Genomic DNA, 24325 nt, shown 5'->3' with positions numbered 1-24325 from the left:
CACGTATCACCGAAAGATCTCTCCATGACTACTACCGCCCCACCGGTTCAGCAGGCGCGCCGCGCGGCAGCGGCTGCCGCGGTCGGCAGCCTCGTCGAGTGGTACGACTTCGCGCTCTACGGCGCGGCCGCGGCCCTCGTCTTCAACACCTACTTCTTCGTCGACGCCAGCCCCACCACCGGACTGCTGGCTTCGTTCGCCACCTTCGCGGTGGGGTACTTCGCCCGGCCGTTCGGTGGTGTGGTGTTCGGGCATCTCGGTGACAAGATCGGACGCAAACCGGTCATGGTCGTGACGCTCGGCATCATGGGTGTCTCGACTGCGCTCATCGGCCTGCTACCCAGCTATCACACGATCGGGATGGCCGCGCCGATCCTGCTGGTCCTGCTCCGGATCGTCCAGGGGCTCGGGGCCGGCGCGGAATACGCCGGGGCCGTCGTGTTGTCGTCGGAGGCGGCGCCGCGAGGTCACCGCGGCTTCTACGCGTCCTGGTCCGGCGGGGGTGTATGGCTCGGATCGGCGCTGGGACTGGGCACTTTCCAGATCGTGTTGTGGCTGACCGGGGACAATTTCGACCAGTGGGGCTGGCGCCTCCCGTTCCTGCTCAGCCTGGTGATGCTGGTGATCAGCCTCTATATCCGGCGGCGAGTGACCGAGACCGAGAGCTTCGAACAGGCGAAGACCGAGGACACGAAGATCCCGCTGCTGGAGTTGTTCCGGACGGCGAAGGGGCGCCTGGCGCTGAGCCTCGGATCGAATTTCATGCTCTCGGGCTTCTCCTACATTCCGCAGGTCTGGGCGTTGAGCTACTTGACCAACGATATCGGCCTGGCGGCCATGGCCGGATTGGGTATCAATGCCGTGGTCCTGGTCGCGGGCGCGGCGTTCATGCCGGTGTTCGGCAGAATCGGTGACCGCTTCGGCCGCCGCCGGCTCTTCCTGTTCGGTTCCGGTTTCGGAATCGTCTGGGCTTTCCCGATGTTCGCTCTCATCGACACCCGGGTACCTGCCCTGATCATTCTCGCGCTGGTGGTGTGTTTCGTCGGTGCGGTGGCCACCTGCTATGCGGCCCAGGCCGCGTTCCTGGCCGAGATGTTCCCGCCCGCCATGCGGTATTCCGGCGTCGCCTTCGCTCGCGAGGTCAGCGGCGCCCTGCTCGGTGGCACTACCCCGCTGATCGCCACCGCGCTGTTCGCCGGTTTCGGGCACTGGTGGCCGATCGCGGTGTGGATGGTGGTCATGGCGACCGTCGCGTTCGTCTCGGTTCATCTGTCCGCGCGCTACCGCAGCGACGCCGATCAGAGCAGTGACGACCATTTCAACCATGTGACGGACCGCCGCGCCGTCCCGGCAGGAGGGCCTCGATGACGGACGCGCCCCTATTCCACGACCGTTGGTTCGAGGAGTACACACTCGGGGAGGTCGCCGCCGGCGGGACCAGGGTGATCGAAGCCGCCGATATCGCGCGGTTCGCCGATCTCACCGGCGACCACCATCCGGCCCATACCGACCCCGCGTTCGCCGAGCCCCGATTCGGCAGTGTGATAGCGCACGGCGTGCTCACTTTCGGAGTGGTCGTCGGCCTCACCGTGGAATACAACGGCCGCGCTGTCGCCTACGGCTACGACCGGATCCGCTTTCCCCGGCCGATCCGGCCCGGCGACACCATCCGCGCGACCGCCGAGGTGGTCGATCTCGCCGCGCACCGAAATCCGGGTATCGGGCTGGTCACCAAGCAGTACACCGGGACCGATCAACGCGGCGACACGGTGCTCGTCTGTAGGCATGTGCTCGCCGTCGACCGCACACCCCACCCCGAGGAGTCGAACCAGTGACCGGCACTGTCGATATCGAAACCGTACTCGCCGCAGCGCATCGCGCTCGCCGACCGGCCCGGAACGCGTCGGCCGGCACCCGCGCCGCGTGGCTGCGCGCGCTCGCCGCCGGCCTCGATTCCGCCACCGACGAGCTGGTCGAGATCGCGCATCGGGAAACCGCTCTTCCGTTGCCCCGCTTACGCAACGAACTGGTGCGCACCACCTTTCAAGCTCGGCTGTTCGCCGACCGGCTGGAGCAGGGTCAGCTGTTCCAGACCCGGATCGACCCCGCCGACCCGGACTGGCCGATGGGCCCGCGACCGGATATCCGGCGCACCCATGTGGCGATCGGACCGGTGCTGGTCTTCGCGGCCAGTAATTTCCCGTTCGCTTTCTCCGTCGCCGGCGGTGACAGCGTGAGCGCGCTGGCGGCGGGCTGCCCGGTGGTGGTGAAGGCACACGAAGGGCATCCGGAACTGTCCCGGGCGTCCACGCGCATCGTCACCGAACGCCTGCGCGGAGCCGGCGCGCCGGACGGCCTCTTCGGGCTGCTCGAAGGCCGGGACGCGGGAATCGCCGCGGTGCGCGATCGGCGTATCCGCGCGGTCGGGTTCACCGGTTCGGAGGCCGGTGGACGCGCCCTGTTCGACCTGGCGGTATCGCGGCCGGACCCGATCCCGTTCTACGGCGAACTCGGCAGCACCAATCCGGTCCTGGTGACCGAAGCCGGATGGCAATATCGCGCGGACGACATCGTCTCCGGATTCGCCGAGTCCAGCACGCTGGGATCGGGACAGTTCTGTACCCAGCCGGGGGTGGTCCTGGTTCCGGACCTGGCCGGGTTCCTGGACCGGCTCACGCTGCCCGCGATCGGTCCCCTGCTGAACCAGCGCATCGCCGACGGCTACCATCACGCGCTGGAGGTGGTCACGCAACATCCGGGTGTCGAGGTCGCCATGAGCGGGCCCCCATCTCCGGATGCGCCGAGCGCGCGCATCCTGACCAGCACCGCCCGCGCGGTGCTGGCCGACCCGGCCATAGTGAACACAGAGATCTTCGGCCCCGCCTCGGTGCTGGTGGAATACGACGATCCGGACCAGGCGCTGGCCGTACTGGAACTGATCGAGGGCACCCTCACCGCGACCGTGCAGGGAGCCGCCGAATCCGACGATCAGGCCGCCGCCGCTGTCGACCTGCTGGCCGAGTATGCGGGCCGGATCATCTGGAATCAGTGGCCGACCGGCGTCACGGTGAGCGATGCTCAGCAGCACGGCGGACCCTGGCCCGCCACCACCGCACCCGTCGCCACCTCGGTCGGCACCGCGGCCGCACTGCGGTTCGCGCGTCCCGTCGCGTACCAGAACCTCCCTGTCGCGGTGCTTCCCGAGGAGTTGCGCCGATGACGGGATGGACGGGCCTCACCTGGGATCATCCGCGCGGCTACCGGGCACTGCGTGCCGCGACCTCGCATCCGGACGCCCCGGTCTGCGATATCCGCTGGGACATCCAGCCGCTCGAGGGGTTCGAATCGGCGCCCATCGAGGAAACCGCCCGCCGTTACGACCTGGTGGTCCTGGATCATCCGCATATCGGTGCGGCGATCGAGACCGGGGCGTTGCGGCCGCTCGACGAACTGTTCGCCCCGGCCGAACTGGCCGCCTGGCGAGCCGAGAGCGTCGGGCCGTCGGTGCGGTCCTACGAGATGGCGGGCCGCCTGTGGGCGGTGCCGCTGGACGCCGCGACCCAGGTGTCGGTGCGCAGCGATATCGGCATACCGGTCCCCGACACCTGGGCGCAGGCAGTCGAATTGTCCGGCGAAGTCGCGTCCGCTGTGCCGACCTCGGGGCCGCATCTGTTCCTCACGCTGTGCGGTATCGCCGTGGCCGACGGAGCATCTCCCGGCGAGGGTGATCATTTCCTCGGAGAGGCGGAATTCGGTGCGGCCGTCGAGACCCTCCGGCATTTCGTTCCGGACCGGCAACACACCGGTAACGACAATCCGATCGCTCTGCTGGAACGGATGACCGCGGCGGCCGGGCCGCAGTACTGCCCGCACGTCTACGGCTACGTGAACTACACCCGTCGACCACGCCCACTGCTGTTCGGAAACGCCCCGCGCGGGCAGGCGGGGCGGCGCGGTTCGGTACTGGGCGGCACCGGCATCGCGTTCAGCGGTCGCCGAAAACCGGACGCCGCACTGCTCGACCATATTCGCTGGCTCATGTCCACCGACGCCCAATGTCGGTTCGTCACCGCCGAGGACGGACAGCCGGGGCTGCGCACCGCGTGGGAAGACGACACTGTGAACGCCGGCAGCCGTGACTTCTACCGAGCCACCCGGGCCACCATCGAGGATGCCTGGATCCGGCCCCGGCACGCGGGCGCCGTCGCCTTCCAGAACGCGGCTGCCGCGGCGCTGCGGGCCTGCCTGTTCGTCCACCACGACATCCGCCGGCTCACCCGCGAGGTGAACGAGAGCTTCGAGATCGGCCTCCGGCCGGCCATGACCACGAGGACCGTATCGTGACCATCCCCTGGCCCCCGACCACCGAGACCTTGCTCCCGGCCGACCACGACCGCGCCGTGCTGGTCGGCCGGGTGATGGGCCCGCACGGACCCAGCGTGGTCACCGTGCGCGACAACCACCTTGTCGATATCACCGACCGGGTCCCGACCGTGCGGGATCTGGCCGAACACGACGACCCCGCCGCCTTCGTCCGCGGCTGCGCGGGCACTGATCTCGGTCCGGTCGCGGAAGCGATCGCGCACACCCCACCGGAGCTCCGGCGGCCCGGGACCCCCAGGCTGCTCAGCCCGATCGATCTGCAACCGGTCAAGGCGGCGGGTGTCACTTTCGTCGTCTCCCTGATGGAACGCGTCATCGAGGAACGCTGCCGCGGCGACGCCTCGCTGGCCGACAAGGTGCGCGAGCAGATCACCGAACATGTGGGCACCGATCTGTCCGCGCTGGAACCCGGTTCGGCCGAGACCGCCCGGCTCAAGGAGCTACTCGTCGCCGAGGGCTGGTGGAGTCAGTACCTGGAGGTCGGACTCGGTCCCGATGCCGAGATCTTCACCAAGTGTGCGCCGATGGCCAGTGTCGGGACCGGTACCGATATCGGGGTGCATCCCCGATCCACCTGGAACAACCCGGAACCCGAAGTGGTGCTGCTGATCTCGTCGGCCGGCCGGGCAGTCGGCGCCTGCCTCGGAAACGATGTCAACCTCCGTGATTTCGAGGGCCGTTCGGCGCTGCTGCTGACCGCGGCCAAGGACAACAACGCCTCCGCGGCCGTCGGTCCGTTCGTCCGGCTCTTCGACGACACGTTCGATCTGGACACCGTACGCGCACTGACCGTGACACTGCGGATCCACGGTGTCGACGATTTCACCTTGCGCGCCGAATCGTCGATGGCCGAAATCAGCCGCGATCCGGCGGATCTCATCCGCCAGCTCATGGGCCGGCATCACCAGTACCCCGACGGGGTGGTGCTCTTCCTCGGCACCATGTTCGCTCCGGTTCAGGACCGAGCCGAACCGGGACACGGATTCACCCACCGCCCGGACGATCTGGTCGCTATCGGTACGCCCACACTGGGCGGCCTGATCAACCGGGTGCGGACCAGCGACGAATGTGAACCGTGGCGATTCGGCACCGCGGACCTGTTCCGCAGCCTCTCCGCCCGGGGGGTGCTGTAGGACGGTTTCAGGACGATCGGCCCGGAACCCGCGTCACCGCGATCGCGGACTCCTGCAGGCTGCCCAGCACCAGAGTCCCCGCCTGCTCGGCGACACCGGTGACCATCGAATAGGTATCGCCGCGACGTTGCAGATCGTGCACGATCGTTCCGTCGGCGTGCACGCCGAGGACCCACGTCGTGGATTCGCCGGCGGGCTGGATCCGATCGGGAATTCGCCACAGCAGGCTGCGTAACCGGCCGGGACGGGCCAGCAGCGCGTCGAGCAGCCCGTTGCGTGGTGAGACCATGCCGACCCAGATCAGGCCATCGGTGCCCAGGCTCAGGTTGTCGGGAAACCCGGGCAGATTGTCCATCAGCACTTCCCGCGATCCCGTGTGCGGGCCGCGCAACCGGTAGCGGGTCAACCGGTAGGCGGCTGTCTCGGCGATGATCAGCGATTCGCCGCCGGGAGTGAGGACCACACCGTTGGCGAACTGCAGGTCCGTCAGCAACGTGGTCACCGTCCCGTCGGGATCCAACGCGAAGAGCCCGCCGGTCCCGGTGTGTTCGAACAAGTCGCCGCGCCACTGCTCGAGGGGCCAGCGGCGCGACGATTCGGTGAAATAGATCGTGCCGTCCCGCGGGTCGCGCACCACATTGCTGGCGAAGTTCAGTGCGCGCCCGTTCACTGTGTCGACCAGGACCTCGACCGTGGGGGAGACGCCGTCCCAGCGCAGCAGACCTCGATGGGCGTCGCAGATGAGCAACGATCCGTCCGCGTCGGCATGCAGGCCCAGTGGGCGGCCACCGGTCACCGCGACGATGCGTGTCTGCCCGGTACCGAGATCGACCCGCACGATCTCACCACCGGCGGTACCCGCGTACACCGTGTCGGGGCCACCGAAAACGACGTCCTCGGGACCGCGACCGGTCAACTCGATCCGGCGCACCGGCGGCATCGGGGGAGTACTGGTCTTCTGCCGGGCCCGCTGTGGCGCTGCCGGGGCGGTCCACCGGATCGGCTGCATTCGTTTCGCGTTCACCGGACCACTGTCGCCGGTCGGCGCCGGTTCATCACAGGTAACGTTGCGCGGGTCCCCGCCGAAGTCCACTTCGAACAGGAGGATTTCTGGTGAAGAAGAAGATGATCGCTGCCGCGCGCGTCGCTGCTGCCGGTGTTTCGGGTCTGGCCTTCGTCGCGATCGTGGGATCCGGCGCCGCCGGAGCCGCGCCACAGGACTGCGTCGTGACGAAGGATCTCTTCGGCGCCGCGGCGACCTGTGGGCCCGACGGTGGCACCGGCTATGTCCTGCACGTGGACTGTGTCGGCCTGTACGCCGCGGGCCCGTTCCCGCTGTACGGTATCGGCCCCTACTACGCACTCAGCTACCCCTTCACGCCGAGCGGTCAGCGCATCACGACGGGTTGTACGGGTATGGGGCCCGGGGTCGTCGCCGTCGCGACCAACGCCTATGTCGAGGTGTATCGGGGCTGACCGCCCCGAAGACGAATCAATCGAACGCCGTCACCGTCCGGCCGGCCCGGCACGGGCGGCTCGGGTTCGTCGTTCTGCTCGCCGGTCTCGGCAACGAGTCGCTCGAGTCGTATGTGCTGTCGCTGCCGGTCACTACCGATATCGCCCAGGTTCGCGGCCATGACGGCTACGGTTTCCCCAAGTGGGTGACCGATATCGACGTCGACACCGGCCACACCAGTGCTCGGGTGGCCGGCGGAAACGGCGCCACGGACCTGGCGCTGTCGGTCGCCACACCGCACCAGACCGCCTACCGCAGCGGCGATCGAGTGTCGACGCTCACCTCCTGTACCCGGCTCGGCGGTGCCTGGCGCTCGACGGTGCGCCAGACCGATATGTTGTCCTCCGGCAGCGCGCTCCTGCCGCGCGGTATCGACCTCGAGATCGGGCACGGCCGGATGGCCGAGGACCTGCGCTCACTGGAGCCGATCAAGACCGTCCGGCTCGATGTCACCACCGAAGGTCAGCTCGCACTGCAGGTGCCGGTGCCCATCGCGGTCCCCGGCCGGAACTGATCCCGCGCCGAAGCCCGGCCCGAATCCGGCCGGGATCGGTTGCGCGAGGGAGGATCCCGTTTCCGCGACGGCGAAGAGCCCGTACGCTGGTCCGGCAAGCATGGGTCAGTGTGGGAGGAATGCGTTGGGCCGCAGAGATTCGCGGGAAGAACGAGACGTTTCGCCGGAGAACCGCGAAGCCATCCGTAACAACATCAAGAAGGAACTCGGCATCCCGCACACCTTCGAGGGCGCCACCCCGGACGACTTCTCGGCCTGGTTGTCCCGGGTCGAGAACATGATGGAGATCGTCCCCCGGCAGAACCGACGGCCCTTCGACATCACCGACAGCAACGGCGTGACCGATGTGGTGGGTGAGGGGTACATGCTGCGCCGGGTCGCCGATATCCGCAAGGAACTGCAAGCCGGGCTGCGCAATGCCACGGCGCGCCGGGAACTGGCCGAGATACAGCATGTCGCCGATTCCGCGATCCACGACTCGGTGGCGAGACAGATGGTCGCGGATCAGATCCAGCGGGCGCAGGAAGTGGTGGCGAGGTCGGCGGTGACCGAGGACGCCCGGGATACTGCTCTGGAGGTCGAATTGCAGAATGTGGTCCGGGATCTCCGGGAGCGCCGCTCGAAGATGCGCTGGTCACCACTCCAACGGGAGCCGATCGCAGTGCTTCTGGGAGCCTTTCTGCTGGTCGGGTTCAGTCTCGTGCTGGTGATCGCGATGTTCACCGATACGGCGGTTCCCGATGTGGTGATGAACATGATCCTGCTGATCCTCGGGTTCTTCTTCGGGCAGTCGGCCGCGGCCGGACGTGGCGGCCAGCGGGAGAACAGACACTGATAAGTGGCGGTCATCGGTGTCTGCGGATGGGCTGCGAGCTACCGGGTATCACTCCGGCGGTAGCCGTAGCCGGCCACGGGTGTGGATGCCGGGTTCGGCGAATATCCGACGCAGATGCCATTCGACCGTGCGCGGGCTGAGCAGGAGTCTGGCCGCGATCTCCGGTTCGGTGAGCCCGTCCCGGACCAACTGGAGGATCTGGTTCTCCTGGGCGGTGAGACCGCTCGCGGTCGATGTGCCGGACGGACGGATGCGTTCACCGATGGCGGTCAGTTCGCGTGCTGTCCGGAAGGTGAAGCCGCGCATACCCATTCCGGTGAAGAGGTCGTAGGCGGTACGCAGCTGCGTACGAGCCGCGGGCACGTTCCCACCGCGATGCAGCCATTCGCCGTACAGGAGATGGGCGCGCGCCAGTTCGCCGCGCAGACCGGTGCGGCCGAGACGCGATATCGCCTCCTGGTAGCGGCTTTCGGCTTCGGCGCCGTCGCTCAACAGTGCGTGGGAGCGGGCCTCGATACCGGCCGCCCAGTCGGTGCCGCTGGGCCGGGTGATCTCGGTGAGGCGGACCAGCGCGTCGAAAGCGCGATCGGTCGCTCCGGTGCGCGCGGCGGCCTCGATGAATTCGACGAGCGCCCAGACCGGGATGCCGACCTCGAGCTGGACGTACTCCTCGTTCGCCGACCGGGCCGCCGCGGCCGCCTCCTCGTACCGGCACAGGCTGTTGTAGAGCAGGGCCCGCGCCCAGCCCGCGACAACCGGACCGATGCCTTCGCCGCGGTCGAGGGCGCCCTCGTCCACTCGGCGGGACAGGTCCAGGCATTCGGTTTCCCGGCCGCGCCAAGCGGCCACGACCAAGGCGGCATGCAGCGGAGCCGCGGTGCCGACAGCTTCGGAGACGGTCAGGATCTCGGCGGCCGACGATTCGGCCTCGCGCAGGTCACCGTCGAGAACCTGCACGATACAGCGCCGCATGAGGGCGACGGGGAGGGCTGATGCCCGGCCGCTCGTCCGCACCAGTGCGAGGTTGCGGACGCTCAGTTCGGACAGGGCATCGTGATCCCAGAGGCCGACGGCCGTCACACAGGTCAGCCACAACCAGCGCAGTGCTTCATTGGGTGATATCGCGGGATTGCCGAATGCGTGCAGCGCGTCGCGCAGGGCCGGCACGGCGGCGGTGTGGAGCAGTAGCTGTTGGGTATCGGCGGGTAGCTCGGCTATTCGCCGCAGATACGCGGTACGGATCTGCGTATCGATCGGCCGCGTGATCGGTAGCCCGAAGCCACCGGCCTCGAGATCTTCGGCAGTTCCAGCAGAGCGAGCGGGTTGCCCCCCGTTTCCGCGACGATCCGGCCGAGGACGTGCTCGTCCCAGGGGCCCGGAATGGTGGCCCGCAACAGGGCGCGCGCATCCGCGTCGGGTAGGCCCCGCAGCGGGAGTTCCGGCAGTCCGACGGGTTCGGCCGGGGCCGCATCGAGCTCGTCGGGTGCCCGTACCGCGAAAACGAGGGCGACCGATTCGGCGACGAGGCGGCGCGCGGTGAAGGTGAGTGCCTGTACCGATGCCCGGTCGAGCCATTGGGCGTCGTCGACGATGCACAGCAGCGGGCGTTCCCGGGCTGCCTCGGACAGCAGGCCGAGGATGCCGAGTGCGACGAGGAATCCGTCCGGCGCGGGGTCGCCGCCTTCACCGACCGCCGCGTTCACCGCGGCACGCTGCGGCGCGGGTAGGGCGGCCAGTTCACCCATCAGGGGCGCACAGAGTTGATGCACACCGGCGAACGCGAGTTCCATTTCCGATTGCACCCCCGCGACCCGGGCGACCCGGAAATCCTGAGCGCTGCCGGCCAGATATTCGAGGAGCCGCGTTTTTCCCACGCCCGGCTCACCCCGGATGACCAGCGTCCGGCTCTGTCCACCGCGCACGGTGTGCAGCAGTCGATCCAGTTGTTCGCATTCGTGGTGCCGTCCCGGGACCGGCGCTGGTGCGGGCGAGCCGGGCGCGGAATCGAACGAAAGTGTGCTTTCTTCTCCGGCGGTTCGGCCCGGCGCCCTGCGGCTACGGGGCGAACCGCCGGAAAAGCCCGGCGGGCCGGAGCCGTCACCGGCCGAACCGAGGATCTCGCCCGGCGACCAGCACTGTCGTCATGGACTCAGGGTAACGAGCGCCGTCTCGTCCCGCTCGGGACGGAGTCGCCGATATCGTGCCGCCCCGGGCGTGGTCCCGGGGCGGTCGGATTGCCGACAACACCCATACAGGTCTCGAGCGGCTGTCCCCGCCCGAAAACGACTACCGGCCGACACTGGTCGATGCATTTCGGTACCGTACCGGTCTCGATATCGGCTAATTCTCGGCAATCGGCAATCGGCGTCATATTATGCCGCCATGACTTCCAGCGAAACACAGTATGTGGGGCCGCTGCATCAACTGGCCCGCGGCGCGTGGCAGGCGATGCTGATCATCGGCTCGGCATCGGTGGTCGTCGGTATTCTGGTGCTGCTGTGGCCCGGGCCGACGATCGTGGTCCTGGCGGTCCTGTTCGGTATCTATCTGCTGATCTCGGGCATCTTCCAGTTGGTCGCGGCATTCGGTGGCCATATATCGAGCGGCTGGCGGGTCATGCTGATCGTCAGCGCCGTACTGTCGTTCATCCTGGCCTTTTTCGCATTGCGCCACCTCGGCGACGCTGTTCTGCTGATGGCGCTGTGGATCGGTATCGGCTGGATGTTCCGCGGCGTGGCGGTCCTGATCGCCGGTATCGATGCGCCCTCGGGGGCGCCCGGGCGCGGCTGGAACATCTTCTTCGGCATAGTGCTGCTGATCGGCGGCGGTATGTTGATCGTCTGGCCGTTCCATTCCGTCGCGGTGCTGACGCTGGTGGCCGGTTGGTGGTTGATCTTCATGGGAATCGTGGAGATCGTCGGTGCTTTCCAGGTGCGCAGCGGCGCGAAGAATACACCGAGCGCTCTCTGATCGGGGCTCTTGGTAATTCCTCGGCAATCAGGGCAGAACCTGCGGTATCACCTCGGGATGGAAGAAACCGACCAGGGCGCCGATCACGGAGCCGAGGAGTGAGCCGCCGGATCCGGTGGCCGATCCCACGGCGGAGCCGACCGACCCGCCCACCGACGAGCCGTTCAGTACCGGATCGGGAATGAGTGCGTGCGGGTCGGTCGCGATGTCCTCGCTCTTCTCCAGCGGGATACCGGCCACCGGTACGGCGTGACCGACAGTGGCATCCGCGGCGGACGGACCCGCGAGAACAACCGCCGCGACCATGGGCAGCGCACCGAACGCCAGCATGCCGACCGATTTGCCCAGGCGATTTTCCATGATGATCTCCCAGCCTCCTGCACCCCCGGGACAGGTGAGTGCCCGATGAACCGGCCGGATCCACTCCGGCTGCCTGAATGATAGGCACCTCGCGGGCAGGATCGATCGAAGTTGTGATCGATAACAGTGCAAGGCAGTGCAATTCGTGAACTCTGCTCCGGGGATACCGGCGCGGGGCCCGGGCGGGAGTTCCGTGCTCCACTCGCGGAGAGCTGTTGTGCGGGTCTACTCCCGCCCGGGTCGGTGATCACGTGCTGTCCGGCAATTTCGGTGAGCACTCGGCGGTCGCCGCGGGTGCGGGCCGCAGGTCGGATCGAACGCACGAGGCCGAACTGTGCGAACCCGCCGTCCGCCGATGGCCGGCCCAGAGCAGGGTGCGCGGCCGGTGGCGATCGGTGCCCGCGCGACGACCCGGATCCAGGTGGATGGCAAGTGTGAGGATCTCCGGTGCTGCCCGCACAGGCATGATTCGGCGGAGCCGGTGCGGTTCAGCTCGGGCCGGAATTCGTTCTGGTGGCCGCACCCGTGATCAGCGGCCGGACGATCGGGGGCATTCCTCGCCACGACGTCTCCTGCACATCGTCGAGTTCCAGCCCCCGCGCCCGGATCAGCTCGAGCGTGGCACGGTTGCAGTGGCAGCCCTCCGCGAACCGGCGCCACGGTTCCTCGAGACGGTCCTGCCACCGGGCAAGTCGCGGAGACCGGGAACGCACATGCTCGAGAAAAAGCAGCCGGCCGCCGGGGCGCAGGACGCGTTCGATCTCCCGCAATGCCGGATCCGGGTCGTCGACAGTGCACAGTACGAGCGTCGACACGACGGTGTCGACGCTGCCGTCCGCGAACGGCAGTCGTTCCGCCGATGCGTCGAGGACCTGCGCTCCGGCTCGGTCGTCGCGGCGCAGTTTCCGCGACAGGCGCGTGCGCATCGCGGCTTCCGGTTCGGTCAGGGTCAGCTCGTCGAGGCCGTCGGGGTAGTACTTCAGGTTGAGGCCGGTGCCGCTGCCGAGTTCGACGGTGCGCCCCCTCGCCCGGCCGAGCAGATCCCGGCGACGGGCTCCCATACCTCGGCGCTCGCCCGACCACAGCAGCGGGTCGTACAGCATTGCGAACACTCGTGCCCACAGGCCCGAGCCCTCCGGCGTTGCCGACGGTGCGCCGCTGCTCACCAAGTCGACGGTACGCCGACGGCCGTCATCGCGCACGGTCGCTCGTCGAGCGGACGACCGTGCGGGGGAGGCCCGGCGGTGGTGGACGCGGCCGGGCTCGCGCACTCAGACGCCGAGCAGTTCGCGTTCCGGCACGTCCACCCGCTTCGCGCGACGTTCCAGCAGGTCCGATATGACCGCGAGGCCGACCGCGGCGATCACCAGGGCCACGCCGACCCAGTTGGGTGCGGTGTATCCGAACCCGGCCGCGATCACGGCGCCGCCCAGCCAGGCCGCGATCGCGTTGCCCAGGTTGAAGGCGCCGATATTGACGGCCGAGGCCAGGGTGGGCGCACCGGCGGCGTGGTCGAGGACGCGTTTCTGCAGGGGCGGCACGGTCGCGAAGCCGAGTGCGCCGATCAGCACCACCGTGATCGCGGCGGCGATCTTGTTGTGGGCGGTGACGGTGAACAGGGCCAGTACCACCGCGAGCCCGCTCAGTGAGAGGTAGAGCATCGGCATCAGATGCCGGTCGGCGAACTTGCCACCGATCAGATTCCCGGCGAAGAAACCCAGGCCGAACAGCACCAGAAGCCACGTGACCGAATTCTCGGCGTAACCGGTGACCTCGGTCATCATCGGTGCCAGATAGGTGATCGCGGCGAAGACGCCGCCGAAGCCGAGCACTGTCATGGCCATGGCCAGCAGAACCTGTGGGTTCCGGAAGACGGCGAGTTCGCTCCGGAGCCGGGCATGGCGTGGTGCGGGTGCCTCGGGTATCAGTGCGGCGACCCCGAGGAGTCCGACCAGTCCGATCAGGGCCACGAACACGAATGTGAGCCGCCAGCCGAAGTGCTGGCCGAGCAGGGTGCCCAGCGGCACTCCGAGTACGGTCGCGACGGTCAATCCGGTGAACATGATCGCGATGGCGCTCGCCCGGCGTGCCGGGGCGACCAGGGTGCCCGCCACCACCGCGCCGATGCCGAAGAACGCGCCGTGGGCGAGCGAGGCGATGACCCGGCCCGTCACCAGAACCGCGAAGGTCGGTGCGGCAGCCGACATCACGTTGCCGACGACGAGTAGCAGCAGCATGGCGAGCAGCATGCGTTTGCGGGCGATCCGGGTGCCGAAGCCGGTCATCAGCGGTGCGCCGGCGACCACGCCCAAGGCGTAGCCGGTGACCAGGAGGCCGGCCGTCGGTATCGATACACCGTAGGTGCCGGCGATATCGGGGAGCAGTCCCACGACGACGAACTCGGTGGTGCCTATCCCGAAGGCCCCGAGGGTGAGGGCGAGCAGGGCGAGCGGCATGAGCGGTGCCTCCACATCGGATTGCGCATGAGCATTACGAGCGCCGACAATAATTGCATGCGCATTTAATTGCAAGCGCGGACTATTTCGGAAGTCATCTATCCTGGAGCTTCGACGCCGACAGAAGGAACACCATGACCGCGGATCCCGCGCTGACCGGCTTGGCCGACGGGTGGCACGCCCTGTCCCTGCTGCACGACCGGATCGAGGCGTGTATCGAGCGGGCCCTGCAGACCGGGCACCGGTTGAGCGTGCGCGAATACTCGCTGCTGGTGGTGCTGAGCCGGCAGCACGACGGTCCGGGCGGGCATCTACGGATGAATCAGGTCGCCGACGCGGTCGTGTTGAGCCAGAGCGCCACCACCCGCCTGGTCGCGCGGCTGGAGGATCGCGGATTGCTGGAGCGGTACCTGTGCCAGGACGACCGACGCGGGATCTACACCGATGTGACCCCCGCGGGCCTGGACCTGCTGGCGCATGCCCGGCCCACCCACGACACGGCGCTGTCGGGTGCGCTGGGACAAGCGGCCGCCGATCCGGAACTCGCGCCGCTGGTCGCCGCGGTCGAAGCGCTGAACACCTCGTCCGCCCGCAGCGCGGGAAGCCGGGCCTATCGCACGGTGTGAACACCGTGGCCGACCGTCGCGGTGTCGGACCCTGCTGACAGACTCGCAGCGTGCGATGGGCGGTGGCGGAATCGGGTGACGGAGGCGCTCGCCTGTGCCCCCTCGATCCGGACGGCCGTCCCGGCCCGGTCGTGCACGAGCCCTCGCTCGCCGAGGCCGTCCGCTCACGCCCGGAGGTCGAGCGGTGGGTGTGGCGCTCGACCCCCGAGATCTACCGATCCTTGCTGGCGGCGGGAGTACGCGTCGAGCGCTGCTATGACGTCCAGGCCGCGGAGGCACTGCTGATCGGTTACGAGCAGGGACAGTCGGGTCAGCCCCGCTCGCTGGCGGCCGCCTGGGCGCGCCGGCACGATCTACCCGTGCCGCCGGACGCCCCCGCGCGGGCCGCCGAGCTCCAGCCGTCGCTGTTCGAGTCGGGTCCGGTGCCGCTGCCGCCCGGAACGGATGAATTCACCGCCCTGCTGGAGGTCTACGCGGGGCAGATCGCCCGGACCGCGGCCACCGAGCATCCGGACCGGATGCGACTGCTGCTGGCCGCCGAATCCGCGGGCATGCTGGTCGCCGCGGAGATGTCGCGATCCGGTATCCCGTGGCGCGCGGACGTGCATCGCGAGTTGCTGGACACGATGCTGGGCGAGCGCTTCGCGGGCGGATCGGAACCGCGCCGGATGGCGGAATTGGCCGATGAGGTGTCGCGGGCGTTCGGGGACGGAGTGCGGGTCCGTCCGGATCTGCCCAACGACATCATCAGAGCGTTCGCTCGCGCCGGGATCTTCCTGTCCTCCACGCGAAAATGGGAGCTCCAGCAGATCGATCACCCCGCGGTCGCACCGCTGCTGGCCTACAAGTCGCTGTACCGCTTGTATACCGCGCACGGCTGGTCCTGGCTCGAACAGTGGGTACACGGGGGTCGCTTCCGCCCCGAATATCTGCCCGGCGGAACGGTTTCCGGTCGCTGGACCACCAATGGCGGCGGTGCTCTGCAGATCCCGAAAGTGATCCGCCGGGCGATCCGCGCCGACCCCGGCTGGTCGCTGGTGGTCGCCGACGCCGACCAGCTGGAGCCGCGGATACTTGCCGCCGTCTCCCGCGATCCGGGGTTGATGGAGGTGGCCGGGCGGGGTGCGGATATGTACGCGGATCTGGCGACCCGCGGCTTCGGCGGCGACCGCGCGCAAGCCAAACTCGCTCTGTTGGGCGCCATCTACGGACAGACCTCCGGTGACGCCCTGGCCCATATGGCCGGCCTCCGCCGCCGCTATCCGGTGGCGGTGGCCTATGTCGACGATGCGGCGCGGGCCGGAGAAGAGGGCCGTCTGGTCCGTACCTGGCTGGGGCGGACGTGCCCGCCGGTATCGGTGGCCGCACCGGGCCAGGAGGAGCTGTCCGGGGAGGATCCCGGTGCGGCCGGCAGTACCTCGGCGGCGCGGGCCCGCGGACGTTTCACCCGTAATTTCGTGGTGCAGGGCAGTGCCGCCGATTGGGCTCTGCTGGTCCTGGCGGGCTTGCGGAATGCGATATCCCGGGCCGGATTCCGTGCGGAGCTGGTTTTCTTCCAGCACGACGAGGTGATCGTGCACTGCCCGGCCGAGGAAGCCGCGACCGTCGCCGAAATGATCACCGCCGCGGCCGATACCGCCGGCCGGTCGGTTTTCGGGCCGACGCCGGTACGGTTTCCGTTCACGACGGCCGTGGTGGAGTGCTATGGAGATGCCGAGTAGCACGTGTCGGTCGTGCTCGATACGAATCACCCCGGTGCCGGTTATGCGGTGAACGTCTGGTGGATCGAGAACGGTCGCCCTAGTCGAGGATCCGCCGGGCGACATTGGTGGTGACCAGATCGAGCAACTCGTCCGCGCGTCCGGCGAGGATCGTGCGGATGGCGTAAAGGGTGAAACCCTTGGCCTGTTCCGCCGTGACGGCCGGTGGAATAGTCAGTTCCTGCCGTGCCACCGCGACATCGACGAGCGCCGGCCCGTCGTGTGCGAGCGCCTCCCTGATGGCCTGCTCCAGGTCGCCGGGCTGTTCCACCCGGCGTCCCCAGATCCCCATCGCGCGGGCGACGGCACCGAAGTCCGGGTTGTCCAGGCCGGTCCCGAAGGTCACCACGCCGGCCGCTTTCATCTCCAGTTCCACGAAATTGAGCGATGAGTTGTCGAAGACGATCACCTTGACCGGTAAACCGTTCTGTATCAGCGTGATCAGCTCGCCGAACAGCATCGTCAAGCCGCCGTCTCCGGCGAGAGCGATCACCTGGCGTCCCGGACAGGCGGTCTGCGCGCCGATCGCATGAGGTACGGCACAGGCCATCGTGCCGTGCGTGAACGAGCCGGTCAGCCGCCGCCGGCCGTTCATGGTCAGATAACGCGCGGCCCAGATCGTCGGTGAGCCCACGTCGAAGGTGAACACCGCGTCGTCGTCGGCCAGTCGATTCACTACGCCGGCAACGTATTCCGGCCGGATGGGGGTGCGGTCGCGGTCGTTGACCGCCAGCGTGTCCAGCGAGCCACGGGTGCGCCGGTAGTGCCGGAGCGACCTGTCCAGGTGGGTCCGGTCGGTCTTCTGCGTCAGCAGCGGCAGCAGCGCATCGATCGTGTCCCGCACGCTACCGACCATGCCCACCTCGATCGGCGTGCGGCGGCCGAGGTGGCTGCCCCGGATATCGACCTGGACGACCGCGGCGTCGTCGGGATAGAACTGCGGGTACGGAAAATCGGTACCCAGCATCAGCAACACATCGGCTTCTTTGATCGCCTTGTATCCGGACGCGTACCCGAGGAGCCCGGTCATACCGACGTCGTACGGGTTGTCGTATTCGAGATGCTCCTTGCCGCGGAACGCGTGCACGATCGGCGATTGCAGCGTGGCGGCCAAGGCCATGACCCGGCTGTGGGCGCCGGCGGTCCCGGCTCCACCCAGAACCGTCACCCGCGATCCGGCGTTCAGGATATCCGCCGCACGGCGCAGCGTGGCGTCGTCCGGGCGCAGCACCGACCGGGTGGGCAGGACGGGCCGGCTGCTCCACCGCTCGTCGGACAGGCGGCTCTGGAAGACCTCACCGGGGATCACCACCACGGCGACGCCGTTCTCCTCGACTGCCGCCCGCATCGCCATCTCGACCACCCGCGGGGCCGATTCCGGACTGCTGACCAGTTCGCAGTACACGCTGCATTCGCGGAACAATGTTTCGGGGTGGGTCTCCTGGAAGTAGCCGGAGCCGATTTCGCCGATCGGGATGTGCGCGGCGACGGCCAGTACCGGAACCCTCGTCCGCTGCGCGTCGTAGAGACCGTTGATCAGGTGGAGGTTGCCGGGGCCACAGCTTCCGGCGCATACGGCGAGCCGGCCCGTCAACGCCGCGTCCGCGGTCGCCGCGAACGCGGCGGCTTCCTCGTGTCGCACATGTTCCCACGTGATGCCGTCCGCCCGCCGGATCGCGTCGGTGAATCCGTTCAGACTGTCACCGGGCAGACCGTACACCCGGCTGACGCCGCTGACCTGCAACGCGGAGATCATGTGTTGAGCAACAGTCGCCATGGCGCGACCCTACGCGCGCTGCGGGCGATCTCCGGTGAGGCCGGTCGGCATCGGGATTCCGGCGATGACGGATCGGTCGCCGGCGGAGCGGCCGGGCGGACTGTGGTCGCTGAGCTGGTCGTTTCCGGTGCGGATCGGCCCGCGGTCGTGGCGATGTTCACAGCCGGTCCGGGCATTGTGCGGCGGGGGCGCTGATTGAACCCGGGTATGCGGGGTAGGCGTCCGGTGTCCACCACAACCGATGGTTCGGAGGTAGCTATCGTGGCCGAAAAGCAGAGTGGCCCCCGCGAAGGCCTGGAGGGCGTCGCCGAAGGCGTGAAGGGCAAGGCGAAGGAGGTCGGCGGCACCCTTCTGGGCAACGACGAACTGCGTGATGAAGGCATCGCCCAGCAGGACAAGGGCGAGTCGAAGCGGGAAGTCGCGCAGAAGGAGGCCGAAGCCGAGAAGGCGCGGTCGGAAGCCGAGGTGAACGAAGCGCGGCAGCGCTCCCATCAGGGTCGGCCGTAGCAACTCCGCCCGGCCTGTGCCGGGCCGGGGGCAGACGACGGCGGTCGCTCCGGGGACGGGGCGGCCGCCGAGTCGGGCACCGACGCGATGATCACCGGAATTCGCTGATCGGTCCCATCGCGCCGGTGAGGGCGCCGATACAGATGTCCCGGAGCTGTTCGCGGCTGCAGGAGCGCTGCTCCAACCAGTCGACGGTGAGCACTCGGACGAAGGTCAGCCAGCCGATGATCACCGAGGACGCGAGTTCACGCGGGCGCCCGGTGAGTGCCATGGCGTCGAGTATCCGGTAACGCAATTCGCCCAGTTCGCTCCAGATGAGCGCTTGCACGGTGGGATCGCCCGCGAGCTGCCGATTGGCCGCGATCACCGAGTGGGCATTGGCTTCGAAATAGTCGAAATGAATGTCCAGCGCGGCGATCAGCTGGTCGAGGAGCGGCCGGGACGGATCCAGGACGGTGTTCCCGAGCAGCTGCTCGGTGGCTCGACGGTAGATCTCGGCGAAGAGCTCTCGTTTGTTGGGAAAGTGGCGGTACAGCAGCGCCCGCGAGACTCCGGCGGCGGCTGCCACATCCTCCATCAGGACATCGTCGTAGGCCCGTTCGGCGAACAGGCGTTCACCCGCGTCCACCAGCAGGCTGCGGCGTTCTTCGGGAGCGAGTCGGCGACGGGTACCCATCCACCCAGATTAGTTGACGTGTGTCTACCAATGCCCATATGGTCTTGGTAGACACACGTCAACTAATCGGAGCGGCGCGAATCGCGCAGTGCGTGATCATGCGTCGGACAGGGGTGTTCGCATGGGGAAATCGTTGTGGTGGCTGTGCTGGGCGATGGGGATCGCCTGTCTGCTGATCGGAATCGCACATATCGTCATCGGTCCGGCGGCGGTTCCCGATACCGGAACCCTCACCGCCACCGACGACAACCAGAATCGTTTCTTCGGCGCGGTTTTCGCCGGTTACGGTCTCGCCTGGATCTGGGCGGTACGGCAGTCGCCGATTCACCTGGATGCGGTCCGCTGGCTCACCGGAATCATGTTCGTGGGTGGTCTCGCTCGCTTCGTCTCGGTGGCTGTGCACGGATGGCCGCACGGGTTCGTCATCGCGCTGACCGTTCTCGAGCTGACGCTGCCGCCGATCTATTTCTGGTCGGCCCGCGGTACCGCGAGCCGAGCGGGCTCGGCGACGGTCACCTCCTGAGGTGTGCTGCCCGCAATATTGCAGGAAAGCCGAGTTCACTCGAATAGTGCACGCCTCGAGCAGATTTCGGTCGGAATCCCGCTCCGGACCGGGCGGCCCGGCCGCGCGGGGGTGCGCGGCGAACCGAAGACAGGCCGTCGTGACGGTCCGCGCCGACGCCCGGCGGACGCCGGGATATGCTGCGGTGGCCGCGAGTTGGTTCTTCGGAACGGGCGGCAGATGTCGCAGGGTCGTCACGAGCGGCACTGCCATGCGATCAACCGAGAGGATGTGGCCGGTAGCGTGAGTAGCTATCTGGTGGTCCAGCTGTACTGCACACCCGCGCAGGCCGAGTCCGTCCGCGCAGCCGCGGTCGGCGAACTGGCGAAATTCCCCGAATTCGCGCAGTCGAGAACGGAACTGGCGCCGAAGGTCGACGGTGAACAACGGCTACACCTGGACTGGGCCGAGGAGCACCCCGGCCAGCTCGCGGGGGAGCGGACCTATTTCTCCCTCGAGACGCTCTCGCCGATCGATGTGCCGGAATCGGTTCTGCGCCGAGCCGAGGACGAGATCATCGAGTGGATCGACCGGACCTTCAACGACCAGCCCGACGATATCGCCGAGGTGCAATGGGCGAGTTTCGCGGAGATCAGGCAGGACGCCTGAGGTTGTGCCCGTTGGGTGCGGTGGTCCGTGCCCACGGGGTCGGGGGCGGCCGCACCGCGCGAAGATGCGGTTCGATCCGATGACCCCCACCGCCGGCTCGTATCCGTAGCCGGGCCTGCCGTAGCGCTGCGACCGCCCACTGGCGCGGTCGCAGTGCTGCGGATAGCTTCCAGGTCATGCGGGACCACTTAGACGACCTTCGCTTCGCTCATGTCCTCGCCGATTCCGCCGACGCGGCAACGATGGACCGCTTCAAGGCTCATGGTCTCGCTGTCGAGTCGAGACCGGATATGGATTTGTTGAGCGATACCGAGACCGCGGTGGAAAAGCTCATCCGTGGTCAGCTCCAGCGGTCCCGTCCCCGCGACGCGGTGCTCAGCGAGGGAGAGGGTTTGGAGGGGACCGGTCCACGCTGCTGGGTGGTCGACGCGATCGACGGCCTCGAGAACTACGGGCGTGGTGTGCCGGTATGGGCGACCCAGCTCTCCCTGCTCGAGGCGTCGGAAGGTGGGTACCGGCCTGTGGTCGGTGTCGTCTCGGCACCCGCGATCGGTCGCCGGTGGTGGGCCGCGATGGATCACGGCGCCTTCACCGGTCGTAGCCTCTCCTCGGCGTCACGCCTGCGGGTCTCCCGCGTCGCGAAGTTGCACGATGCCTCTTTCGCGTACTCCTCGCTCACCGATTGGGAAGAGCGGGGCCGCCTGGGTGGTTTCCTGGCGCTGTCCCGCGAGGTATGGCGTTCGCGCGGCTACGGCGATTTCTGGCCCTACATGATGGTTGCCGAGGGCGCGGTCGATATCTGCGCCGACCCGCTGATCTCGCCGGGAGATATGGCTGCCAACGTGGTGATCGTGACCGAGGCGGGTGGCGCCTTCACCGGTCTGGACGGTGACCGCGGTCTGCTGGGCGGCACCGCGGCCGCGTCGAACGGCCTGCTGCACAACGAGTTGCTCCGGTATCTGGACGAGCGCTACTGACCTTGGGGGGCGGCCCGGGCCGGGCGACCCGTCGGGATGGGCCGGTCCCTGTCGCGGCGAGCGGATTCGTGCCGAGTACGCCGGTGGGATCGTGCGCGGCGGCGTGGCGCCGCTGTGCTGCTACCGGGATCGCCGGGTCGGCCTACGTGATACTCCGCCGGTCCGGCAGGTGATGCGATACCTCCGCGTTCGGCGAGACATCCAGCCGGTGTGGTCTCGCGTGTCCGGACACGCTACGGTGTAGTTACTTAGTAGAAGCAAGTAAATTACGAAAGACGACAACCGGTGATCGACTCGACGAAAGACGGCGTGATGGAGGGTGTGTCCGCGACGGACGCTCTCGGCACGCCCGCCCAGGTCGCGACCCTGTATCACCTGCTCACCAGGATCAACCGAACGCTGCGGACCCGCGGACAGAGCCAGAACCTCAGCGCCGGTGTGGCCTCGGCGCTGTGGACGATCATCAACCACGCGCCGATCCGGCTGTCCGCCCTGGCCGAGCGGGAATCCGTCTCCGCGCCGACGATGTCGCGGATCGCGGCCGTCCTGGAGGACCGAGGGTATGTCGAACGCACCCCCGACCCCGACGACGGACGCGCTCGTCTGCTGAATCCGACACCGGCCGGGATCGAATTGATCGCCGATTCCCGCACCCGGAGAGCGCAATTGCTCGCGGAGGCCGTCGACAGCCTCGACCCGGCGGACCGGATGGCGGTCGGCCGGGGCGTCGCGATCCTCGCCGGCGCGCTCGGTATGACCGGATGACCCGGATGCCGCGCTACCCGTCGGCGACCCGCCGCGCACGGTAGCCATTCCTTAGGAACACCTGCTCAGAGGAACTACTTCATGACCACGTCCACCACCCGAGCGTCCACCGCCGACCCAACGGCACCCGGACCGCACTACAAGTGGATCGCGCTGTCCAACACCACTCTCGGTATGCTGATCGCCACGATCAACTCGTCCATCGTGCTGATCGCACTGCCCGATATCTTCAAGGGCATCGGCCTGAATCCGCTGGAGTCCGGCAACACCAGCTATCTGCTGTGGATGATGATGGGTTTCCTCGTCGTGACCGCGGTGCTCGTGGTCAGCTTCGGCCGCCTCGGTGACATGTTCGGCCGAGCCCGCATGTACAACCTGGGCTTCGCCATCTTCACCGTCTCCTCGATCTTCCTGGCGATCACCTGGTTCGACGGCGCCGAAGCGGCGATCTGGCTGATCGCCTGGCGGGTCGTCCAGGGCGTCGGCGGCGCCTTCCTGATGGCGAACAGCTCTGCCATTCTGACCGACGCGTTTCCCGCCGACCAGCGCGGACTCGCCATGGGTATCAACGGTGTCGCCGCCATCGCCGGTTCGTTCCTGGGCCTGCTGGTCGGCGGAATCCTGGCGCCGATCCAGTGGCATTACATCTTCCTGGTATCCGTCCCGTTCGGCGTGATCGGTACGGTGTGGGCCTATCTGAAACTGCGCGACACCGGGGTTCGTACGAAAGCGAAGATGGACTGGTGGGGGAATGTGACCTTCGCGGTCGGTCTCGTCTCCATCCTGGTCGGCATCACCTACGGTATCCAGCCCTACGGCAGCTCCGATATGGGGTGGGCCAACCCCTGGGTTCTGGCCGCGATCATCGGTGGTTTCGTCGTACTGGGTGTGTTCGTCTACATCGAAACGAAGGTCGAGAGCCCACTGTTCGATCTGTCGCTGTTCGAGAACCGCTCGTTCGCCTTCGGTAACGCGGCCAATCTGATGGGGTCGATCGGTCGCGGCGGCCTGCAGTTCATCCTGATCATCTGGCTTCAGGGCATCTGGTTGCCGCAGCACGGCTACGATTACTCGCGCACTCCGCTGTGGGCCGGTATCTACATGCTGCCCATGACGGTCGGCTTCCTGCTCAGCGCCCCGCTCTCCGGCGCGCTGTCGGACCGGTTCGGCGCGAAGGGATTCACGACCACCGGCATGGTCATCACCGCGGGAACGTTCGGTGCGCTGATCGCGCTACCGGTCGACTTCCACTACTGGGTATTCGCATTGATCCTGGTGATCAACGGTATCGGGATGGGTCTGTTCTCCTCACCGAACCGCGCCCAGGTGATGAACTCGCTGCCGATCACCTCCCGCGGCTCGGGTGCCGGCATGATGACGACCTTCCAGAACGCGGCGATGGTGCTCTCGATCGGGTTGTTCTTCTCGCTGATGATCGCCGGACTGAGCGCGCACCTGCCGACCGCGATGTACGACGGGTTGACCGCGGGCGGTATGCCGGAAGGGTCCGCGCAGGGGATCGCTGGGCTGCCGACAGTCGGCATCCTGTTCGCGGCCTTCCTCGGCTACAACCCCATCCAGCAGGTCGGCGGCGACGCGGTGTCCGGGTTGTCGCAGTCCAGTATCGACCATCTGACCGGTCTGGAGTTCTTCCCCCATCTGATCAGTGCCCCGTTCTCCGACGGTCTCAGCGCTGCGTTCACCTTCGCGCTCGTCTGCTGTGTGCTCGGGGCGGTCTTCTCGTTCTTCACCGACGGCCGCCGGAAGACGGAGGCCGACGGAGCGGAGGTCCACGAATCGGTCGGCGACGAACTGGCGGCGGTGGCCGCATTCGCTTCGGGGGAGGCCCCTTCCGAACTGATCGACGAACCCGTACGACGCTGAGGAAGCGGCGGACCG

25 protein-coding genes are annotated in these 24325 nt (G+C 67.8%); 17 read left to right on the top strand and 8 right to left on the bottom strand.

What is annotated here, in order from left to right:
- The first annotated feature begins 24 nt into the window (after positions 1–24).
- From ACWCPQ_RS05505 to ACWCPQ_RS05485, 5 genes are read left to right on the top strand one after another with little or no spacing between them, the layout of a single operon-like run.
- Complete coding sequence (locus ACWCPQ_RS05505; RefSeq protein WP_449895077.1) at positions 25–1368, top strand: MFS transporter; 1344 nt, start codon at positions 25–27, stop codon at positions 1366–1368.
- On the top strand, positions 1365–1835 hold the full coding sequence (locus ACWCPQ_RS05500) for a MaoC family dehydratase (protein ID WP_449895074.1): 471 nt from the start codon (positions 1365–1367) through the stop codon (positions 1833–1835). The genes ACWCPQ_RS05505 and ACWCPQ_RS05500 overlap by 4 nt, the downstream gene beginning before the upstream one ends.
- Positions 1832–3220 (top strand): aldehyde dehydrogenase (NADP(+)), encoded by a 1389-nt coding sequence (locus ACWCPQ_RS05495; protein WP_449895073.1) that lies wholly within the window; start codon positions 1832–1834, stop codon positions 3218–3220. The genes ACWCPQ_RS05500 and ACWCPQ_RS05495 overlap by 4 nt, the downstream gene beginning before the upstream one ends.
- Complete coding sequence (locus tag ACWCPQ_RS05490) at positions 3217–4344, top strand: hypothetical protein (protein ID WP_449895070.1); 1128 nt, start codon at positions 3217–3219, stop codon at positions 4342–4344. The genes ACWCPQ_RS05495 and ACWCPQ_RS05490 overlap by 4 nt, the downstream gene beginning before the upstream one ends.
- Positions 4341–5516: a fumarylacetoacetate hydrolase family protein gene (locus ACWCPQ_RS05485; protein ID WP_449895068.1), complete on the top strand. Its 1176-nt coding sequence runs from the start codon at positions 4341–4343 to the stop codon at positions 5514–5516. Before ACWCPQ_RS05490 ends, ACWCPQ_RS05485 begins: the two co-directional genes overlap by 4 nt.
- A 7-nt stretch (positions 5517–5523) precedes the next feature.
- Here the strand turns inward: ACWCPQ_RS05485 and ACWCPQ_RS05480 are convergent, their stop codons facing one another.
- The gene (locus ACWCPQ_RS05480; protein ID WP_449895065.1) at positions 5524–6540 is read right to left on the bottom strand and encodes an SMP-30/gluconolactonase/LRE family protein; all 1017 of its coding nucleotides are present in this window, start codon (positions 6538–6540) and stop codon (positions 5524–5526) included.
- An 89-nt stretch (positions 6541–6629) separates the two neighbouring features.
- Between ACWCPQ_RS05480 and ACWCPQ_RS05475 the strand changes: the two genes are divergently transcribed.
- The 3 genes from ACWCPQ_RS05475 to ACWCPQ_RS05465 all read left to right on the top strand — a co-directional run bounded on the left by ACWCPQ_RS05475 (position 6630) and on the right by ACWCPQ_RS05465 (position 8381).
- On the top strand, positions 6630–6992 hold the full coding sequence (locus ACWCPQ_RS05475; protein ID WP_449895064.1) for a hypothetical protein: 363 nt from the start codon (positions 6630–6632) through the stop codon (positions 6990–6992).
- 113 nt (positions 6993–7105) lie between these two features.
- Entirely contained in the window at positions 7106–7546 is a 441-nt protein-coding gene (locus tag ACWCPQ_RS05470; RefSeq protein ID WP_449895062.1) for a hypothetical protein, read from the top strand.
- Positions 7547–7670: 124 nt separating this feature from the next.
- Positions 7671–8381, top strand: a complete 711-nt coding sequence (locus ACWCPQ_RS05465) for a hypothetical protein (protein WP_449895060.1) — start codon at positions 7671–7673, stop codon at positions 8379–8381.
- A gap of 48 nt (positions 8382–8429) precedes the next feature.
- On the opposite strand, the gene ACWCPQ_RS05460 is transcribed toward ACWCPQ_RS05465, so the two are convergent.
- Together ACWCPQ_RS05460 and ACWCPQ_RS05455 are read right to left on the bottom strand one after the other, a co-directional pair.
- Positions 8430–9548 carry a helix-turn-helix transcriptional regulator gene (locus ACWCPQ_RS05460; protein ID WP_449895057.1) on the bottom strand — a complete coding sequence of 373 codons (1119 nt, stop codon included), beginning with the start codon at positions 9546–9548 and terminating at the stop codon, positions 8430–8432.
- A 47-nt stretch (positions 9549–9595) separates the two neighbouring features.
- Positions 9596–10303, bottom strand: a complete 708-nt coding sequence (locus ACWCPQ_RS05455; protein WP_449895055.1) for an AAA family ATPase — start codon at positions 10301–10303, stop codon at positions 9596–9598.
- 460 nt (positions 10304–10763) lie between these two features.
- On the opposite strand from ACWCPQ_RS05455, the gene ACWCPQ_RS05450 reads away from it, so the two are divergent.
- Positions 10764–11351, top strand: a complete 588-nt coding sequence (locus ACWCPQ_RS05450; RefSeq protein ID WP_449895052.1) for an HdeD family acid-resistance protein — start codon at positions 10764–10766, stop codon at positions 11349–11351.
- A 27-nt stretch (positions 11352–11378) separates the two neighbouring features.
- Here the strand turns inward: ACWCPQ_RS05450 and ACWCPQ_RS05445 are convergent, their stop codons facing one another.
- The 3 genes from ACWCPQ_RS05445 to ACWCPQ_RS05435 form a co-directional block, all read right to left on the bottom strand.
- The gene (locus ACWCPQ_RS05445) at positions 11379–11711 is read right to left on the bottom strand and encodes a hypothetical protein (RefSeq protein WP_449895049.1); all 333 of its coding nucleotides are present in this window, start codon (positions 11709–11711) and stop codon (positions 11379–11381) included.
- Between the two features lie 488 nt (positions 11712–12199).
- A complete protein-coding gene (locus ACWCPQ_RS05440) occupies positions 12200–12877 on the bottom strand; it encodes a class I SAM-dependent methyltransferase (protein ID WP_449895046.1) in 678 nt (225 codons plus the stop codon).
- A gap of 105 nt (positions 12878–12982) precedes the next feature.
- On the bottom strand, positions 12983–14167 hold the full coding sequence (locus ACWCPQ_RS05435; RefSeq protein WP_449895044.1) for an MFS transporter: 1185 nt from the start codon (positions 14165–14167) through the stop codon (positions 12983–12985).
- A 134-nt stretch (positions 14168–14301) separates the two neighbouring features.
- Between ACWCPQ_RS05435 and ACWCPQ_RS05430 the strand changes: the two genes are divergently transcribed.
- A complete protein-coding gene (locus ACWCPQ_RS05430) occupies positions 14302–14793 on the top strand; it encodes a MarR family winged helix-turn-helix transcriptional regulator (protein ID WP_449895042.1) in 492 nt (163 codons plus the stop codon).
- Positions 14794–14843: 50 nt separating this feature from the next.
- Entirely contained in the window at positions 14844–16514 is a 1671-nt protein-coding gene (locus ACWCPQ_RS05425) for a bifunctional 3'-5' exonuclease/DNA polymerase (RefSeq protein ID WP_449895040.1), read from the top strand.
- Positions 16515–16593: 79 nt separating this feature from the next.
- Here ACWCPQ_RS05425 and poxB read toward each other — a convergent pair whose 3' ends face one another.
- Positions 16594–18330 (bottom strand): ubiquinone-dependent pyruvate dehydrogenase, encoded by a 1737-nt coding sequence (gene poxB, locus ACWCPQ_RS05420; RefSeq protein WP_449895039.1) that lies wholly within the window; start codon positions 18328–18330, stop codon positions 16594–16596.
- A 261-nt stretch (positions 18331–18591) separates the two neighbouring features.
- Between poxB and mbp1 the strand changes: the two genes are divergently transcribed.
- Positions 18592–18837, top strand: coding sequence for a microaggregate-binding protein 1 (mbp1, locus tag ACWCPQ_RS05415; RefSeq protein ID WP_449895037.1), 246 nt, complete (start codon positions 18592–18594; stop codon positions 18835–18837).
- 91 nt (positions 18838–18928) lie between these two features.
- Here mbp1 and ACWCPQ_RS05410 read toward each other — a convergent pair whose 3' ends face one another.
- The gene (locus ACWCPQ_RS05410) at positions 18929–19513 is read right to left on the bottom strand and encodes a TetR/AcrR family transcriptional regulator (protein WP_449895035.1); all 585 of its coding nucleotides are present in this window, start codon (positions 19511–19513) and stop codon (positions 18929–18931) included.
- 121 nt (positions 19514–19634) lie between these two features.
- Between ACWCPQ_RS05410 and ACWCPQ_RS05405 the strand changes: the two genes are divergently transcribed.
- From ACWCPQ_RS05405 to ACWCPQ_RS05385, 5 genes are all read left to right on the top strand, one after another.
- Positions 19635–20036, top strand: coding sequence for a DUF4345 domain-containing protein (locus tag ACWCPQ_RS05405; RefSeq protein ID WP_449895033.1), 402 nt, complete (start codon positions 19635–19637; stop codon positions 20034–20036).
- A 282-nt stretch (positions 20037–20318) separates the two neighbouring features.
- On the top strand, positions 20319–20684 hold the full coding sequence (locus tag ACWCPQ_RS05400) for a hypothetical protein (RefSeq protein ID WP_449895032.1): 366 nt from the start codon (positions 20319–20321) through the stop codon (positions 20682–20684).
- Between the two features lie 176 nt (positions 20685–20860).
- Positions 20861–21661: an inositol monophosphatase family protein gene (locus ACWCPQ_RS05395; protein WP_449895029.1), complete on the top strand. Its 801-nt coding sequence runs from the start codon at positions 20861–20863 to the stop codon at positions 21659–21661.
- A 285-nt stretch (positions 21662–21946) separates the two neighbouring features.
- Positions 21947–22426 carry a MarR family winged helix-turn-helix transcriptional regulator gene (locus ACWCPQ_RS05390; RefSeq protein ID WP_449895028.1) on the top strand — a complete coding sequence of 160 codons (480 nt, stop codon included), beginning with the start codon at positions 21947–21949 and terminating at the stop codon, positions 22424–22426.
- 81 nt (positions 22427–22507) lie between these two features.
- Positions 22508–24310 carry an MFS transporter gene (locus ACWCPQ_RS05385; protein ID WP_449895024.1) on the top strand — a complete coding sequence of 601 codons (1803 nt, stop codon included), beginning with the start codon at positions 22508–22510 and terminating at the stop codon, positions 24308–24310.
- Positions 24311–24325 lie beyond the last annotated feature (15 nt).

The organism is Nocardia sp. NPDC001965, from assembly GCF_053594175.1.
The sequence above is the reverse complement of the archived record's forward strand: the minus strand, read 5'-3'. Positions and strand labels throughout refer to the sequence as shown.

Excerpts from the sequence above, each read along its gene's own strand:
- ACWCPQ_RS05490 (WP_449895070.1), top strand. The coding sequence starts at position 3,217 with ATGACGGGATGGACGGGCCTCACCTGGGATCATCCGCGCGGCTACCGG.
- ACWCPQ_RS05445 (WP_449895049.1), bottom strand. The coding sequence starts at position 11,711 with ATGGAAAATCGCCTGGGCAAATCGGTCGGCATGCTGGCGTTCGGTGCG.
- ACWCPQ_RS05435 (WP_449895044.1), bottom strand. The coding sequence starts at position 14,167 with ATGCCGCTCGCCCTGCTCGCCCTCACCCTCGGGGCCTTCGGGATAGGC.
- ACWCPQ_RS05405 (WP_449895033.1), top strand. The coding sequence starts at position 19,635 with ATGGGGAAATCGTTGTGGTGGCTGTGCTGGGCGATGGGGATCGCCTGT.
- ACWCPQ_RS05395 (WP_449895029.1), top strand. The coding sequence starts at position 20,861 with ATGCGGGACCACTTAGACGACCTTCGCTTCGCTCATGTCCTCGCCGAT.
- ACWCPQ_RS05410 (WP_449895035.1), bottom strand. The coding sequence starts at position 19,513 with ATGGGTACCCGTCGCCGACTCGCTCCCGAAGAACGCCGCAGCCTGCTG.
- ACWCPQ_RS05430 (WP_449895042.1), top strand. The coding sequence starts at position 14,302 with ATGACCGCGGATCCCGCGCTGACCGGCTTGGCCGACGGGTGGCACGCC.
- ACWCPQ_RS05500 (WP_449895074.1), top strand. The coding sequence starts at position 1,365 with ATGACGGACGCGCCCCTATTCCACGACCGTTGGTTCGAGGAGTACACA.
- ACWCPQ_RS05450 (WP_449895052.1), top strand. The coding sequence starts at position 10,764 with ATGACTTCCAGCGAAACACAGTATGTGGGGCCGCTGCATCAACTGGCC.
- ACWCPQ_RS05505 (WP_449895077.1), top strand. The coding sequence starts at position 25 with ATGACTACTACCGCCCCACCGGTTCAGCAGGCGCGCCGCGCGGCAGCG.
- ACWCPQ_RS05385 (WP_449895024.1), top strand. The coding sequence starts at position 22,508 with ATGACCACGTCCACCACCCGAGCGTCCACCGCCGACCCAACGGCACCC.
- poxB (WP_449895039.1), bottom strand. The coding sequence starts at position 18,330 with ATGGCGACTGTTGCTCAACACATGATCTCCGCGTTGCAGGTCAGCGGC.